Source organism: Actinoplanes sp. OR16 (genome assembly GCF_004001265.1).
Taxonomy (GTDB): Bacteria; Actinomycetota; Actinomycetes; order Mycobacteriales; family Micromonosporaceae; genus Actinoplanes.
In genome coordinates, this window is sequence record NZ_AP019371.1 from 6,511,418 (window position 1) to 6,526,791 (window position 15,374).

Annotated in this window: 15 protein-coding genes; 7 read left to right on the forward strand and 8 right to left on the reverse strand. The window is 69.0% G+C overall.

The window, feature by feature from the left end; translation table 11 throughout:
- Positions 1-5: 5 nt before the first annotated feature.
- Positions 6-773 (reverse strand): citryl-CoA lyase, encoded by a 768-nt coding sequence (locus EP757_RS29745; protein WP_232050066.1) that lies wholly within the window; start codon positions 771-773, stop codon positions 6-8.
- Positions 758-1,894 carry a CaiB/BaiF CoA-transferase family protein gene (locus tag EP757_RS44130; protein WP_127551594.1) on the reverse strand — a complete coding sequence of 379 codons (1,137 nt, stop codon included), beginning with the start codon at positions 1,892-1,894 and terminating at the stop codon, positions 758-760. The genes EP757_RS29745 and EP757_RS44130 overlap by 16 nt, the downstream gene beginning before the upstream one ends.
- A 155-nt stretch (positions 1,895-2,049) precedes the next feature.
- Between EP757_RS44130 and EP757_RS29755 the strand changes: the two genes are divergently transcribed.
- The 5 genes from EP757_RS29755 to EP757_RS29775 all read left to right on the forward strand — a co-directional run bounded on the left by EP757_RS29755 (position 2,050) and on the right by EP757_RS29775 (position 6,854).
- The gene (locus EP757_RS29755) at positions 2,050-3,483 is read left to right on the forward strand and encodes an amidohydrolase family protein (protein ID WP_127551596.1); all 1,434 of its coding nucleotides are present in this window, start codon (positions 2,050-2,052) and stop codon (positions 3,481-3,483) included.
- 4 nt (positions 3,484-3,487) lie between these two features.
- On the forward strand, positions 3,488-4,288 hold the full coding sequence (locus EP757_RS29760; protein ID WP_127551598.1) for an IclR family transcriptional regulator C-terminal domain-containing protein: 801 nt from the start codon (positions 3,488-3,490) through the stop codon (positions 4,286-4,288).
- A gap of 34 nt (positions 4,289-4,322) precedes the next feature.
- The gene (locus EP757_RS29765; protein ID WP_127551600.1) at positions 4,323-5,003 is read left to right on the forward strand and encodes a hypothetical protein; all 681 of its coding nucleotides are present in this window, start codon (positions 4,323-4,325) and stop codon (positions 5,001-5,003) included.
- Between the two features lie 54 nt (positions 5,004-5,057).
- Positions 5,058-5,528, forward strand: a complete 471-nt coding sequence (locus EP757_RS29770) for a hypothetical protein (protein WP_127551602.1) — start codon at positions 5,058-5,060, stop codon at positions 5,526-5,528.
- Positions 5,529-5,594: 66 nt separating this feature from the next.
- Positions 5,595-6,854 carry a metallophosphoesterase gene (locus EP757_RS29775; protein ID WP_127551604.1) on the forward strand — a complete coding sequence of 420 codons (1,260 nt, stop codon included), beginning with the start codon at positions 5,595-5,597 and terminating at the stop codon, positions 6,852-6,854.
- A gap of 621 nt (positions 6,855-7,475) precedes the next feature.
- On the opposite strand, the gene EP757_RS29780 is transcribed toward EP757_RS29775, so the two are convergent.
- Complete coding sequence (locus EP757_RS29780) at positions 7,476-8,444, reverse strand: zinc-binding dehydrogenase (RefSeq protein ID WP_127551606.1); 969 nt, start codon at positions 8,442-8,444, stop codon at positions 7,476-7,478.
- Positions 8,445-8,558: 114 nt separating this feature from the next.
- Here EP757_RS29780 and EP757_RS29785 point away from each other — a divergent pair, with 114 nt between their 5' ends.
- Positions 8,559-8,924 (forward strand): DUF6188 family protein, encoded by a 366-nt coding sequence (locus EP757_RS29785; RefSeq protein ID WP_127551608.1) that lies wholly within the window; start codon positions 8,559-8,561, stop codon positions 8,922-8,924.
- Here EP757_RS29785 and EP757_RS29790 read toward each other — a convergent pair whose 3' ends face one another.
- From EP757_RS29790 to EP757_RS29810, 5 genes are all read right to left on the reverse strand, one after another.
- Positions 8,925-10,121, reverse strand: coding sequence for an ABC transporter ATP-binding protein (locus tag EP757_RS29790; RefSeq protein WP_127551610.1), 1,197 nt, complete (start codon positions 10,119-10,121; stop codon positions 8,925-8,927).
- 20 nt (positions 10,122-10,141) lie between these two features.
- On the reverse strand, positions 10,142-10,975 hold the full coding sequence (locus EP757_RS29795; protein WP_127551612.1) for a carbohydrate ABC transporter permease: 834 nt from the start codon (positions 10,973-10,975) through the stop codon (positions 10,142-10,144).
- A complete protein-coding gene (locus EP757_RS29800; RefSeq protein WP_127551614.1) occupies positions 10,975-11,910 on the reverse strand; it encodes a carbohydrate ABC transporter permease in 936 nt (311 codons plus the stop codon). Before EP757_RS29800 ends, EP757_RS29795 begins: the two co-directional genes overlap by 1 nt.
- A 25-nt stretch (positions 11,911-11,935) precedes the next feature.
- Entirely contained in the window at positions 11,936-13,219 is a 1,284-nt protein-coding gene (locus EP757_RS29805; protein WP_197725409.1) for an extracellular solute-binding protein, read from the reverse strand.
- Positions 13,220-13,299: 80 nt separating this feature from the next.
- Positions 13,300-13,968, reverse strand: a complete 669-nt coding sequence (locus tag EP757_RS29810) for a TetR/AcrR family transcriptional regulator (protein WP_127551616.1) — start codon at positions 13,966-13,968, stop codon at positions 13,300-13,302.
- 179 nt (positions 13,969-14,147) lie between these two features.
- Between EP757_RS29810 and EP757_RS29815 the strand changes: the two genes are divergently transcribed.
- Positions 14,148-15,371 (forward strand): oxygenase MpaB family protein, encoded by a 1,224-nt coding sequence (locus EP757_RS29815; RefSeq protein WP_127551618.1) that lies wholly within the window; start codon positions 14,148-14,150, stop codon positions 15,369-15,371.
- Positions 15,372-15,374 lie beyond the last annotated feature (3 nt).

Here is a 15,374-nt window from a genome sequence, read left to right on the forward strand (position 1 = left end):
AGAAGTCACGGCTCGTATACGGCGTTGCGGTCGACGGTGAGGTAGATCTGGTTCGCGATCGGGCGGCGTCTCTCCTCGGCGATCTGGCCGAGCAGTCCGGCGGCGCGGGCCAGTAGCGCGAATCCGCGCAACAGGTCGACCGGAAGGCCCAGATCGGCGAGGGCGGCTCCGCACACCCCGGCGCCGTTGAGCGGGAGCCGCCGATTCAGGACCTGCTCGTGGACGCGGCCGATCGCTTCGAAAAGACGTAGGTGGGGGCCGTACAGCCCTTCTTCGCGGGCGATGCGGATCAGCACCGGCGTACGGGGATCGAGGTCTTTATGAACGGGATGGCCGAGGCCGGGAACGAATCGCCCGGCGGCTTTGGCGTCGCGAACGGCTTCGAGGGCGATGACATCGAAATCCTGGGAGGAGGCGTCCTGGAGAACCGCGGCGAGGAATCGTCCGCAGTCCTCGGTGACGCCCAGGAACCGCGACCCGCCGCCGAGCAGACCCGCCGCCAGGGCGCCCTGCAGCGAATCCGGCGCGGAGAGGTAGGTGAGGCGGGCCGCGATCGCCGTGGGCGTGAACCCGTGATCGGCGAGGGCGACGAGCACCGCCTCGAAGAGCCGCACCTCGCCGGCATGCGGGCGGCGGCCCGCGACCAGCCAGAACGCCAGCTCGCCGAAGCCGACCTGGCCCATCAGGTCGGCGGCCAGGTCCTGCCCGAGCAGCGAGATGGTCTCGGGTGTCGACGTGCCGAGCCCGGTCGGGAAGCTCAACTCTTCAGCCATGCGCGGATCTCCTCGCCGTGCTCGTCCAGTCCGGGCGGCGGCAGCCGGTAGCTCGCCGGTGTCGCGGAGAAGGTGATCGGGTTGCGGACGCTCGGCACCCCGCCGACGGTGACGACGGGGTCGAGGCCCAGCTCCTGAGCGAACGCGACACCGTCGTCGATCGTGTTGATCGGTGCGCACGGGACCCCGGCGGCTAGAAGATCCCTGAACCATTCATCCTTCGTACGGGTGACGAGCTTGTCGACGAGGAGCGGCCGAAGCGCTGCGCGATTGGCAGTCCGATCTTGATTTCGTCCGAATCGTGGATCGTCCGGCAGGTGGCTCAATCCCAGAACGTCGCACAATCTCCGGAACTGCCCGTCGTTGCCGGCAATGATGATCAACTCGCCGTCCGACGTCGGGAGCGGCTCGTACGGGAACAGGCTGGGGTGAGCATTCCCCATCCGATAGGGGACCGTCCCGCCGGCGACGTATCCGCTGGAGTGGTTGACCAGGCCGGAGAGCGCCGAGCTCAGCAGATTGACCTCGACGTGCTGCCCTCTGCCGGTGGCGGTCCGGGAGTGCAGGGCCGCGAGAATCCCCATCGAGGCGTGCAGCCCGGCCATGACGTCGAAGACGGAGATCCCGGCGCGATACGGCGACCCCGAGGGATCGCCGGTCAGGCTCATGAGTCCGGAAATGGCCTGAACCATCAAATCGTATCCGGGCAGAGAAGCCCCCGCCCCCGACCCGAATCCGCTGATACTCGCGTAGACGACGCCCGGATTGTCGGAAGCCACCGCGTCGTAGTCCAGGCCGAATCGACCCAGCCCTCCGGGCCGCATGTTCTCGATCACCACATCGGCGCGCCGCGCCAGCTCACGCGCGGTTCCGCGATCCCCGGGATCCTTCAGATCCAGCGCGATCGACCGCTTGTTCCGGTTGATCCCCAGGTAATAGGTGGAGATCCCGTCCCGGACCGGCGGCATCCAGGTACGGGTGTCGTCCCCAGCCGGCCCCTCCACTTTGATCACCTGGGCGCCGAGGTCGGCGAGGAGCATCGTCGCGTACGGCCCGGCCAGGATGCGCGAGAAATCGGCGACGAGCAGCCCGTCCAGTGGGCCCTTGGGTTGGTCGACCATCAGTAACCGCCCGTTCTACGGACACCTGTCCGCCAAGGCAGCCTCCCGCCAATCAACCGCGATGTCAACGCCCGCTTGACATCAGAAGTGACCTGGAACACGCTGGCGTGCATATCGCTGCCCGCTCAGCGGACAGCAGTCCGAAGGAGCTGCCCATGAGCGTCGAAAGACCTGTCATATTCCGCAACGGACTCGTGCTGACCATGGATGACGCGCACACGGTGCTGCCCGGCGCCGACGTGCTCGTGATCGACGGCAGGATCGCCGAAGTGGGCCACCACCTGAGCGCCCCGGACGACGCCGAGGAGATCGACGCGTCCGGCGGCGTCGTCATGCCCGGCATGATCGACACGCACCGGCACCTGTGGCAGACCGCCATGCGCGGCTACGGCACCGACTGGACCCTGACGCAGTATTTCGTCTGGTACTACCTGGAGTCCGGCAAGCACTTCCGCCCCGAGGACATCCACGCCGGCAACCTGCTCGGCGCGATCGAGGCGATCGACGCGGGCGTGACCACCACCGTGGACTGGTCGCACGGCCTGCAGACGCCGCAGCACGCCGACGCCGCCGCCGACGCCCTCGAAGCGGTGCCGGGCCGGTTCGTCCTCGCGTACGGCAACATCCAGCAGGGGCCGTGGGAGTGGGCCACGTCCGACGGCTTCCGCGACTTCTACCGCCGCCGCGTCGAGAACGGCGGGCTGGCCGGGTTCCAGCTCGCCTTCGACGTGACAGGCGATCCGGCGTTCCCGGAGAAGGCCGCCTTCGAGGTGGCCCGCGAGCTGGGCGTGAACGTGACCACGCACGCCGGCGTCTGGGGTGCCACGAACGACGAGGGCATCCGGCTCATGTACGAGAACGGCTTCATGACGCCGGGCACCGTCTACGTGCACGCGGCCACGCTGAGCAGCGACTCGTACCATCGGATCGCCGCGACCGGCGGCTCGGTGTCGGTCTCCACCGAGAGCGAGCAGAGCGCCGGGCAGGGCTACCCGCCCACCTGGGCGCTGCGCCGCCACGGTGTGCCGGTGTCGCTGTCGATGGACACCAGCGTCTGGTGGAGCGGCGACCTGTTCTCGGCGATGCGCACGACGCTCAGCGCCGACCGCTCTCGCGAGCACCTCGAGGCGCACGGCCGGCAGGAGACGATCACCCACCACCCGCTCCGGGCCGAGCAGGTCGTCGACTGGGCGACCCGGGGCGGGGCGAAGGCTCTCGGGTTCGACGCCGATCTGGGGGCGCTGACGCCGGGGCGCCGGGCTGACGTCGTACTCATCAAGAATGACGACTCACCGGCGATGTTCCCGATCCTCAACGCCTACGGGCACGTGGTCTTCCAGGCGCAACGTGGTGACGTGCATACCGTCGTGATCGACGGAAGAGTGGTGAAGAAGGACGGCCGATTGGTCGGAATCGACCTGGCCGCCGCGAAATCCGACGTCCAGGCCACGATCGATCATCTGCGCGAAATGCTCGGCGAGGAAGCGTGGCGCAAGGGCCAGAACCCGGACCTGCCGCGGTCCGAGCTGTTCGACAACCCCTACCAGTACACCGACTACACCTCACACGAAGCTGAATGGAAGCATTGACCAGATGAGCGACACCGGAAGAGGCTCGGGCCCCGACTTCATCGAGGCGCTGGCCCGCGGCCTCGACGTCCTGCGCACCTTCCGGCCCGGCTCGCCGTCGATGACGCTCAGTGAGATCGCCGGGCTGACCGGGCTGGCCAGGCCCACCGTCCGGCGCATTCTCATAACCTTGGAGACCTTGGGGTACGTCCGCGGCGCCGGCCGTGGCTACGCGCTCACGCCCCGCGTGCTGGATCTGGGCATGGCCTACATCGACTCGCTCTCCATGTGGGACGTCGCCCGCCCGCACATGGAGAAGCTGGTGGCTCAGACCAACGAGTCGACGTCGATGGCGCAGCTGGATGGTAGTGACATCGTCTACGTGGCGCGGGTCGCCGTACCGAAGATCGTGACCTTGGCCGTGAACATCGGCACCCGCTTCCCCGCGCCCGCCACCTCGATGGGCAAGGTGCTGCTGGCCGCCTTGCCGCCGGCAGCGGTCGCCGGAGTCCTCGCCGAGCCGTCCCGGTCCGGCATCACGGCGCGCTGGCAACCTGCCGCCGCCGAGCTGGAGACGTCGTTGCGCGAGGTCCGCGCGAAGGGCTGGGCCCTCGCCGACCAGGACCTCGCGCCCGGCGTCCGCTCGGTGGCGACCGGCGTGCGGGACGGCGAGGGGAGGGTGGTCGCGGCGGTGAACGTGACGGTCCACGCGGCCGAGACGTCGGTGGAGACCCTGCTCGACGATCACCTGCCGAAACTGCTGCGCACGGCCGCGGACATCGGCCACGACTGGGCGCTGACCGCGACCATTCCTTCGACTCTCTAGTGTCATCCGTGCCGTCAGCGGGCAGTCCTGAATCATGCAGACCCGTGGATTCCCCCTCGCCGCAGTGCTCTCCCTCGCGCTGGCAGCCTGTGGCTCCGACGTCCCCGATCCGTCGTCGGCCGCCTCGGTGACCTCCGCCTCGGCTTCGCCGCCGGCCGCGTCTGCCGGGGGCATTCCAGCGGGCGCGGTCCTTCAACCGTCAGATGTACGCGATGCCGAGGCCGCCCCGCTCGATCAGGGTCTTCATGCCCATGTACGCCCCCTGCGCCCGTGTGGCGACGACCGCTACCCCAGCGACGAGACCCGCACCGATGCGGTGGCGATGCGGTTCATCGTCCCGGGCGCCGAGGCGAACAGCACGCCCAGCGTGGTGACCGAGTTCGTCGGCCTGCACTCGTCCGGTGGCGCCGCCGCGCAGTTCGCCGAGATCTCGGCGGCCCTTCAGAAGTGCCCGGGTGGCCTCGGTTCCGGTGCGGACGAGCGTAGATGGACCGTCCTGGACTCGGACGACGACTCGATGCTGGTCCGCATCGACCAGCGCTACGCCTACGCCGACCAGACGCCCGAGACGGTGAGCAACTTCGCGGCGCTCTCCCGGGTGGGCGACGCCATCGTGGTGGTGGCCGACCTGGGCTGGGAGAACATGGGCGGCTCCGAGGACCTGGTCCGCTCCCTGATCACGAAGGCCGAGGAGCGCGCGTCGACGATCGGCTGACAGCGCTCCTTCGTTCCCGGCACGGATGGCAGCGTGCTGTCCTAAATTAGTGGTATGTCTGATCCGATGCTGGATATCCGCACCGCTCGCTCCGACTGGGCCGAGCCGGACGGGGTGCTCGCCAACTACGTGTCGCTCACGGATCAGCTCGTGGAGCACGTCGACCCCGGCACACCTTTCACCCTGACCGTCGGTGGCCTGGTCGTGGACGGGATGCTGATCCCGCAGTGGCAGTGGTTCGCCGAGCTGAGCGAGCTCAACGATCACGAGGACGCGTACTACGTCGGCATGGCCGAGTACGTGAAGGAACAGTCCGACCTCGCCCACGCCGCGGTGAAGAGCCGGGACATCGGCATGGAGATCTCGTACCGGCAGTTCCAGGCGCTCTCCGAGCCCACCCGGTACATCCACCTGCGCGACGCCCGGATCTCCCGGCCCGGCCAGCTGACCGACGCGCCGGGCCGGCTGTGGCGCGGGCGGCTGCGCGACGTGTCGGGCTGGACACCCGGCCGCGCCGACGGATGATCTTCCACCTGTGGATGGCCTGAGACCGGCTGCGCTCCCGGCCGGCCGGGACATTAGCCTCGGTAGGTGATCCTTGTCTTCGTGCTCGTGCTGGTCACGATCCTGGCCATCCTCGGAACCGCGCACTGGTACGTGTGGCGCCGCCTGATCCGGGACACCACCGCCGCCCGGTCCCGCTGGCGCCGCGCCGGAACGGTCCTCTTCATCGCCGGCCCGCTGCTCGCCGTCGGCGCCCTGGTCGGCGTGCAGGCCGGGCTGCCGCACACCCTCGCCGGGGTGGTGGCGTGGCCCGGCTATCTCTGGCTGGCCGTATTCCTCTACCTGTTCCTCGGGGTGGTGGCCGGTGAGGTGGTGCGCCCGCTGCTGAGCCGTCTGCTCGCCCGGCGCTCGGCGCCCGTGCCGGCGACGGTGGGCGCCGATTCGCCGGTTCCTCCGGTTCCGGAGCCTGCTGCCGGTCCGGAGATTGCTGCCGGCCCGGAGGTTCCTGCCGGTCCGGGTGCCATCTCCCGCCGGGTCTTCGTCTCCCGTGTCGCGGGCGGGGCGGCCGCCGCGGTGGCGCTCGGCACCGTGGGCGCCGGCACCTACGGCGTCCTCAACGGGCCCGGCATCAAGCGGATCACGGTGCCGCTCGCGAAACTGCCGCGCAGCGCTCACGGTCTGCGGATCGCCGTGGTCAGCGACGTACACCTCGGCCCGGTCCTGGGCAGCCGCTTCTGCCGGCGCGTCGTCGACACCATCAACTCGACGCAGCCGGACCTGATCGCGGTGGTCGGCGACCTGATCGACGGTGAGGTCGACGACCTGGCCGACTCGGTGGAGCCGATGCGTGGCCTCCGGTCCCGGCTCGGCACGTTCTTCGTCACCGGCAACCACGAGTACATCTCCGGCGTCGAACCCTGGGTGGCCAAGGTCCAGGAGCTGGGCATGCGCCCTCTCCGCAACGCCCGCGTGGAGCTGTCCGGTTTCGATCTCGCCGGCGTGGACGACGTGGCGGGCTCGTCCGAGGGCCTGGGCCCGGACTTCGAGGCGACGCTGCGCGACCGCGACCCGTCCCGAGCCGTGGTCCTGCTGTCCCACCAGCCGGTGACCATCCACGACGCGGCCCGCAATGGCGTCGACCTGCAGCTCTCCGGCCACACCCACGGCGGCCAAATGTGGCCCGGCAACTACATCGCCGAACTGGCCAATCCGACGAACGCCGGCCTGGAGCAGTACGGCGACACCCAGCTCTACGTGAGCCGCGGCGCCGGCGCCTGGGGCCCACCGGTCAGAGTGGGAGCGCCGTCCGACATCACCGTGGTCGAGCTGGCTTCCCGCCAGGCCTGATACCCGCCTGCCCGGCGCCGTGCTCGCGTCTGCCCGGCCGTGCTTCCGCCCGACCATCCGGCGGCCTGACGGCAGCATCTGCCTGCGCGTCGGCTCGGCGGCCTGACTGCAGTACCTGCCTGTCCGACGGCTCGGCGGCCTGACGGCAGCACTTGCCTGTCCGACGGCTCGGCGGCCTGACTGCAGTACCTGCCTGCCCGACGGCCCGGCGGCCTGACTGCAGTACCTGCCTGCCCGACGGCCCGGCGGCCCGCGTGGTGCCCCGAGAGCCCTCGCCCCCGCCCTCGCCCTCGCCGGTGGCCGCATTCGCAGATCTTGAGCGACTTTGTACCGCCCGCTGTGCAAAGTCGCTCAAGATTCTGCTGACGGCGGCGCCCGGGCCAGCTCGGGCAGGCCAGCTCGGGCAGGCCAGCTCAGGCAGGCCAGCTCAGGCAGAGCAGCTCAGGCAGAGCAGCTCAGGCAGAGCAGCTCAGGCAGAGCAGCTCAGGCAGAGCAGCTCAGGCAGAGCAGCTCAGGCAGAGCAGCTCAGGCAGAGCAGCTCAGGCTAGGTTCCTAGGATGCCCAAGCGCGACCGGCAGGCGCCACACCGGGCGACAACGAGCCGGGGACGGCCGCAGAGGGTCAGGGGATCAGCAGTACACGGCCGAACGCGGCCCGGGACTCGATGTAGCGGTGACACTCCGCCGCCTCGGCGAGGGGGAACTCGCGGTCGATGACGACGGTGAGTTCGCCGCCGGCGACGCGGTTGATGAGGTTTTCGACCAGGGTCCGGGTCCGGGCCGGGTCGTGTTCCATCTCGCCGCCGAAGTAGACGCCGTTCAGGGAGGCGCTCTTGACCATGAGCGGGCCGATGTGGGGCGGGCGGGGTTCGCGGCCGGCCTGGCCGACCCAGCTGATGCGGCCGCGGTAGGCGAGGGAGGCGATGCTGCCTTCGAGGGTGCTGCCGCCGACCGGATCGACGACGAGGTCGACGCCGCGGCCGCCGGTGATCTCCTGGACGCTGGAGACGACGTCGCTGGTCTTGTAGTTGATCGCGTGGTCGAGGCCGTACGAGGCGAGCCGCGCCAGTTTCTCGTCGCTGGAGGCGGTGCCGAGGACCTGGGCGCCGGCGAGTTTCGCGAGCTGGACGGCGGCCAACCCTACTCCGCCGGCGGCGGCCTGGATGAGGACCGTCTCGCCGGCGCGGAGACGGCCGAATTCGAACAGGCAGTCGTCGGCGGTGCCGAACTCGACGGGGATGCCGGCGGCGATGCGGGGGTCGAGGCCGTCCGGCACCGGGTAGACGTCACGTTCCCGGATCGCCGCGAGTTCGGCGTGCGACCCGGATTGCATGAACGCGACCGCACGCTGCCCCTCGCGTACCGAAGAGACGCCCTTGCCGACCGCCGCGATCGTGCCCGCGGCCTGGTATCCGACGATGTGCGGGGCCGAGGGGAAGGGGCTGACCATGCGATGCAGCAGGTCACCACCCTGTACGCCGACCGCCTCGATGCGCAGCAGCACCTCGCCGTCACGGACCGCCGGATCGGGGACGTCCTCGTATTTCAGGACGTCCGGGCCACCGTTCTCGTAGTACACCGCAGCCTTCACCCGGTGATCGTCCCACGCGAAGTTCACGGATCGTGACTCAAATTAAGGTTCTCTTATGGATTGCCGGACTACCGTCCAGCCGTCAGTGGTCCGGCGAGCCGAACGGGAGATCTCATGCCGCTCACCCTGCTGGTCGGCTGCGAACTGGAGTACGCGCAGCTCGATCACGCCATCGTCCTGGGATTCTCCGGCGATCGGAAGGTCGTCATCGAAGGCGTCGCCCATCTGGACGGCCCGGAGGGACGGGCCGACGTGGAACCCGGCGATGAATCGGACATCCTCGGCGTTCTGCTCGGCGACACGGTCCGTGACGCGCGGGCGGCCGGCACCGGCGAGCTGGAGCTCTCGTTCGCCAGTGGACGCCGGCTGGTCGTCGACGTGGACCCCGAGGTGGAGTCGTGGGCGGTCACCGGGCCGGGCGGCTTCCTGGTGGTCTGCATGGCGCGCGGCGAGCTGGCCGTCTGGGGTCAGAACACCTGATCACTGCGCGGGCTCGTCCTCCTCGAAGACGCGATCAGGGTCCCGGGTGAGGTTCTCCCCGCTCGAAGCGTCGAAGACATGCATCTTGTACGGGTCGAACCACAGGCGAGCGGTCGCCCCGGCCCGGATCCGGCTGCTCGCGTCCAGAGCCACCACCAGCTGGGTGCGCATCTGCTCGCTGTCCAGTTCCCGTTCCAGCTCCTCGAGCTGGGCGGTCACCTCGGTCGGCGCCTCGTAGGGGACGTATGCGTAGAGCCCGTTGCCGAGCCATTCGGTCACGTCGACTTCGGCCTCGAAGGACTTGCCGCGCCCGCGGACCTCCGCCGCGACCAGCTTCTCGTCCTCGAAATGCTCGGGGCGCAGGCCGATGATGCACAGTTCCCGGTCGGGGACCTTGCTGAGCCGTGGCCCGGTCGCCGGGACCGTCCCGAACGGGGTGTCGATCTGGCCGGCCTTGACCCGGCCGGGCACGAAGTTCATCGGGGGCGAGCCGATGAAGCCGGCGACGAAGAGGTTGGCGGGTTCCTCGTACAGCTGCCGTGCCGTTCCGACCTGTTGGAGCACTCCCTTGCGCAGGACCGCGATGCGGTCGCCCAGGGTCATCGCCTCGGTCTGGTCGTGGGTGACGTAGACCGTGGTGGTGCCGAGCCGCTTCTGCATGCGGGCGATCTCGGTGCGCATCTGGCCGCGGAGTTTCGCGTCGAGGTTGGAGAGCGGTTCGTCGAAGAGGAACGCGTCGGCCTTGCGGACGATGGCCCGGCCCATCGCGACGCGCTGGCGCTGCCCGCCGGAGAGGTTGGCCGGCTTGCGGTCGAGGTGCTCGGTGAGCTGCAGCAGTTCGGCGGCGTGCGCGACCTGGTCGCGGACCTCGGCGTCGGGCACGTTCTTGAGGCGCAGCGGGAAGGCGATGTTCTCGAAGACCGACAGGTGCGGGTAGAGGGCGTAGTTCTGGAAGACCATGGCGAGGTTGCGATCCCGGGGCGCCTTCTGGTTGACCCGGTTCCCGCCGATGAGCATGTCGCCGGAGGTGATGTCCTCCAAGCCGACGATCATGCGCAGCAGCGTGGACTTCCCGCAGCCGGACGGTCCGACGAGGATGACGAACTCGCCGTCGGCGATGTCCAGGCTGACGTCGTTCACGGCGGGGAAGCCGTCGCTGTAACGCTTGACGATGTTCCGCATGCTGATCGCGGCCATGATGTAAGGACCTCCCCAACTCAGCCTTTGACGGCACCGGCGGTGAGGCCGGCCATGATCCTGCGCTGGAAGATCAGCACGAGGATGACGACGGGAATCGTCACGACCACCGAGGCGGCCATGATGTACGTGATCGGCGACTCGAACTGGGAGGCGCCGGTGAAGAAGGACAGGGCGGCCGGCACGGTCCGGGCCCGGTCGGTCGAGGTCAGTGAGATGGCGAGCAGGAACTCGTTCCAGCAGAAGAAGAACGTCAGGATCGCGGTGGTGAACACGCCCGGCGCGGCCAGCGGCACGATGACCCGGCGGAACGCCTGCCAGGCGGTGGCGCCGTCGACCTGCGCGGCCTGTTCCATCTCCCACGGGATCTGCCGGAAGAACGCCGACATGGTCCAGATCGACAGGGGCAGGGCGAAGGTCAGATACGGGATGATCAACCCGATCCAGGTGTCGTAGATGCCGAGGTTGCGCCACATGTTGAACAGCGGGCCGACGAGCGCCGCCTGCGGGAACATGGCGATCGCGAGGGCCATCGAGAGCAGGAACTTCTTGCCCGGGTAGTCCATCCGGGCGATCGCGTAGGCCGCGAACATCGCGATGATCACCGAGAGTGCCGTGGCGATCAGGGCGATGCCGATGGAGTTGCGCAGGGCGCTGGTGAACAGCGAGTCGGTGAAGACCGTCTTGTAGTTGTCCCAGACCCAGTCCTGCGGGAAGAACGTCGGCTCCTGGCTGCGGAACGTGTCCGGGTCCTTGAACGACAGCGACACCATCCAGAGCAGCGGGAACAGCGCCCAGACCAGGATGACCATGCCGGAGACGGTCCACCAGACGCCGGCCTTGCGGTCGCCCATCACCGATCACCTCGTACCTGGGAGAGGTCCGTCCGGAAGCCCTTCACGAAGATGAACGCGATCACCACGACGGTCAGGAAGAGCAGGACCGAGACGGCCGAGCCGGCGCCGAGGTTGACCAGGGTGACGTTCTGCCGGTACGCGAGGAACGACAGTGTCTCGGTGTCGTTCGCGCCGCGCGTCATGATGAACGGGTTGTCGAAGATCCGCCACGCGTCGAGGGTGCGGAAGAGCAGCGCCACCATGATCGCTGCCTTCATGTTCGGCAGGGTGACCCGCCACAGCCGCTGCCAGGCGGTGGCGCCGTCGACCCGGGCCGCCTCCTGCATCTCCTCCGGCACCTGCACCAGGCCGGCGAGCAGCAGCAGCGAGATGAACGGCGTGGTCTTCCAGATCTCGGACAGGATGATCACGAAGAGTGCCGACCAGCGCTCGCCGAAGAAGTTGAAGTCGCCCAGCCCGAACCACTGGTTCACGAACCCGGAGTCCAGCTGGAAGGCGAACTGCCAGATGTACGCCGAGACCACGGTGACGATGCCGTACGGGATCAGGATGCCGGTGCGCACCCAGGACCGTCCGCGGATCACCCGGTACATCACGAACGCGAACGCGAAGCCGAGCACCAGCTCGACCGCCACGCTCACCACCGTGATGATCAGGGTGGTGCCGAAGTCGGACCACCAGACCGGGTCGGTCAGCACCGTGGCGTAGTTGCCGAGCCCGACGAACTCGCGGCCGGCGGGATCGGTGAGCCGGTAGTTGTAGAGCGACAGCACGACCGCGTAGACGAGCGGGTAGGCGGTCACGAACACCATCACCACGAACGCGGGCGCCGACAGGATCAGCCCCAGCCGACGCTCGTGCCGGGCACGATCGGTGATCTCGGCGGCCGGCTCGGGCTCGGGTGGCGCCACCCGGACGTCGGTCAGAGCCATGGTCTCACCCCTCTCTACTGCGCAGTCACAGGAGGCGTTTGCCCTGCAGGACGTCGGACATGAAGGCCGCCGACTCGTCCGGAGTCGCGGGGGCGGTGACGTCCGTGGCGGGGTGCCAGGTGATCTGCACCGAGGTGGAGACGTCGTTGTAGTACGGCGTGATCGGCCGCGGCCCGGCGTCGTTTATCGACTGCCGGATCACGTCGGCCATCGGGTACGCCTCGCGCACCCTGGGGTCGTCGTACGCGGCGCCGCGCGCGGCCGGGTTGCCGGCGTCGAGCATGTACTCGACGTTGTTCGGCAGCGAGGTCGCGCACCGCACCAGGTCGAGGGTCTGCTCGGCGTGCGTGGTGAACGCGCTGACCGCCAGGTTGATGCCGCCCAGCGGCGGTTTGCTCGGCAGTCCGGCGTCGACGCGCGGGAACCGGGCCCAGGCGATGTCGTCGAAGGTCTGCTGGGTGATGCCGCCGGCCGCGACGGACTCCTTCGCCGCGTTGTAGACGTACGGCCAGTTGACCATGAAGGCGCCGGCGTCGCTCTGGAACGCCGAGCGGGCCTCCTCCTCGCCCATCGTCGACATGGCCGGCGGCACCGCGGGGGAGCGGGCCAGCCCGCCGACGATCGCGGCGGCCTTGTCGCCGGCCTCCGAGTCGATCGTCGGTGTGGCGTCCTTGCCGGCCTCGACGTCGCTGATGATCTCACCACCGGCCGACGTGACCAGGGCGTTGATCCAGACCATGTAGCCCTCGTACCGGTTGGCCTGCACCCCGACGACCTTGTTCTGGCCGGCCGCGGTGCGGATCATCTCGTCCCAGGTGAAGGCGGGCGAGGCCGGGTCGACGCCGGCCGCCTCGGCCACCGACTTGCGGTACCAGAGGAGCTGGGTGTTGGCCCAGAACGGCGCGGCGACCAGCTGGTCCTTCCAGGACGCCGTCTGCAGCGGCCCGCGCAGCACCCCGTCGGTGAGCGCCGTCGCGTCGGCCTGGTCGAACGGCCGCAGGAAACCGGCGTTGGCGAACTCGGCGACGAACGGCGGGTCCAGGCTCATCACGTCGATCGACGAGTCCTTCGCCGCGAGCCTGCGGACCAGCTGCTCGCGCTGCTGGGAGGCGTCGTTCGGCAGGACCTGCACGTCGACCCGGTAGGTGCCGCCGGCGTCGGCCGCGCAGCGCTCGGCGAGGCGGGCCTGACCACCGTTGTCCGGGTTGATGTACCAGGTGATGGTCGGTACACCACCGTCGTCGCCGCATGCGGAGAGCATCGAGGCGGCGAGGAGGAGCGCGGCAGCCGTCGCTGTTCGACGAGACACGGGTGCCTCCTGAAGAGCCGCAGGGGCACATAGCGTCGAACATCGATCTTTTGGATGGCATCACCCCGAGGGAATGAATTTCACCCGGCGTTCAGCATGGGGGCGAGGAAACGCCGGGCCACCGTACGCAGCTGCTCCGTGTCGTCGAGGTCCACCACGAAGCTCGGCGTGACCAGGAACGACGAGCAGAGCCGGGTCATCAGCTCGGCGACCAGCTCCACGTCGACGCCGGCGGCGATGGTGCCGGCGAGCTGTTCCTGCCGCAGCTGACCGGCGACGAACCGCTGCACGGTGCCGAGCATCAGCCCGCCGTCGCCGACGATCGACGGGATCAGCACGTCCGGCTCGGTGACCATGAGGCCGCCGATGAGCGGGTTGTTCCGGATGGCCTGCAGGGAGCCGGCGAAGCCGAGGACCACCCGGTCGGCGGCGGTCTCCCCCTGCTGCACCTCGATCAGGAACTGGTCGAAGTAGCGCCGGAACTCGCGCCGGATCACGTGCTTGACCAGCGCGTCTTTCGTGGCGAACCGGCGGTAGGCGGTGACCCGGGAGACGCCGGCGCGGCGGGCCACCTCCTCCATCGTGGAGCGGCGGATGCCGATGCGGCAGAAGTGCTGGTACGCCGTGTCGAGCAGGCGGGTGGTGACCTCGTCGTCGGGCAGGTCGCTGCCGCCGGTGTCGGTGAACGCCTCGGCGATCGCCCGGCCGAGCAGCGAGTCCGACCCGGGGATGGCGCCGAGTGAATCCATCGAAGACCTCCCCGAGGGTGATACACCCGATGCGAATTTGTAACAGCGTATCAGCAATCGACAAACTTCACATCGAACCTTGTGATCGCCATCACGGTCATGGTCTCATGCTGAAACACCAAGGCACAACGTGTCTCACCGTCTCATCCACTCATCGCCACCGATGTAAGGAGACCGGCATGGAACCAATGAGCAGGCGAAACATGCTGAGAGCCGGCGGCGCTCTCGGCGCTCTCGGCGCGATCACCGCAGCTTCCCCGGCCAGTGCGGCCTCCGTGTGGAACTGGTCGGCGAAGGGTTCGGTCGCCGGCGCCGGGGCCGGCGCGGACCCGCGCTGGGTCTGGGACGAGGAGGCCGACCCGCTCGTCGCCTCGCTGATCGAGCGCGGTGACGTGCCGATGGTCAACACGCTGCTGCGGACCTGGAAGAAGAACGGCCAGCCGCTGCCCGACGGGCTCCCCGCCGACCTGCGGGACTTCATGGAACGCGCCCGGCAGCTCCCGCCCTGGGCGGACCGGACCAAGCTGCGGCTCGCCGTCGACTTCAACGAGAAGCGGGGCCTCTACCTCGGCGTCCTCTACGGGCTGGCCAGCGGGATGATGAGCACCGTCATCCCCAAGGAAGCCCTCGCCGTCTACTACTCGCAGGGCGGCGCGGACATGAAGGACCGCATCTCCAAGACCGCCAAGCTGGGGTACGACATCGGCGCCGTCAACGCCTACGAGCCCGACGGCGAAATGATCGTCACCGGCGTGAAGACCCGGCTCGTGCACGCGGCGGTACGCCACCTGCTCCCGCAGTCGCCGTACTGGACGCAGGTCGCCGACGAGGACATCCCGATCAGCCAGCGCGACATCATGGTCACCTGGCACAGCCTGCCGACCACCGTGATGCGCAAGCTGACCGACTGGAAGGTGCCGATCCCGGCCGCCGAGTCGGAGGCGTTCCTGCACTCGTGGCAGGTCGGCGCGCACCTGCTCGGCGTCCGCGACGAGTACATCCCGAACTCGTGGGCCCAGGCGAACTCGCAGGCCACCGAGGTCCTCGACCCGATCCTGCGGCCCACCCCGGAGGGGATCAAGCTCGCCGACATCCTGCTCAACCTGGGCAAGGACATCGACGGCGGGCTGCTGACCAAGGGCATCCTCGGCTCGTTCACCCGCTTCATGCTCGGCGACGAGATCGCCGGCTGGCTCAAGATCCCGCGTGAGCTGGTGTGGGATCCGCTGCTCAAGACCGCCTGGGGACCCTTCATCGCGGTACGCGAGGGACTCCTGCCCTTCCCCCTCGCCCCCAAGGCCTACTGGCTCTTCGACGAGTTCCTCCGCAAGGCCGCGCTGCTGTTCCTGTCCGAGGCCAAGCCGATCAGCATCGAGATCCCGCTCACCAACCGCCCGACCTGAGGA

Bases quoted from the DNA above. Each gene is read 5' to 3' on its own strand.
- EP757_RS29810 (WP_127551616.1), bottom strand. From the start codon at position 13,968: ATGGATTCACTCGGCGCCATCCCCGGGTCGGACTCGCTGCTCGGCCGG.
- EP757_RS29790 (WP_127551610.1), bottom strand. From the start codon at position 10,121: ATGGCCGCGATCAGCATGCGGAACATCGTCAAGCGTTACAGCGACGGC.
- EP757_RS44130 (WP_127551594.1), bottom strand. From the start codon at position 1,894: ATGGTCGACCAACCCAAGGGCCCACTGGACGGGCTGCTCGTCGCCGAT.
- EP757_RS29795 (WP_127551612.1), bottom strand. From the start codon at position 10,975: ATGGGCGACCGCAAGGCCGGCGTCTGGTGGACCGTCTCCGGCATGGTC.
- EP757_RS29755 (WP_127551596.1), top strand. From the start codon at position 2,050: ATGAGCGTCGAAAGACCTGTCATATTCCGCAACGGACTCGTGCTGACC.
- EP757_RS29760 (WP_127551598.1), top strand. From the start codon at position 3,488: ATGAGCGACACCGGAAGAGGCTCGGGCCCCGACTTCATCGAGGCGCTG.
- EP757_RS29770 (WP_127551602.1), top strand. From the start codon at position 5,058: ATGTCTGATCCGATGCTGGATATCCGCACCGCTCGCTCCGACTGGGCC.
- EP757_RS29800 (WP_127551614.1), bottom strand. From the start codon at position 11,910: ATGGCTCTGACCGACGTCCGGGTGGCGCCACCCGAGCCCGAGCCGGCC.
- EP757_RS29745 (WP_232050066.1), bottom strand. From the start codon at position 773: ATGGCTGAAGAGTTGAGCTTCCCGACCGGGCTCGGCACGTCGACACCC.
- EP757_RS29785 (WP_127551608.1), top strand. From the start codon at position 8,559: ATGCCGCTCACCCTGCTGGTCGGCTGCGAACTGGAGTACGCGCAGCTC.
- EP757_RS29815 (WP_127551618.1), top strand. From the start codon at position 14,148: ATGGAACCAATGAGCAGGCGAAACATGCTGAGAGCCGGCGGCGCTCTC.
- EP757_RS29765 (WP_127551600.1), top strand. From the start codon at position 4,323: ATGCAGACCCGTGGATTCCCCCTCGCCGCAGTGCTCTCCCTCGCGCTG.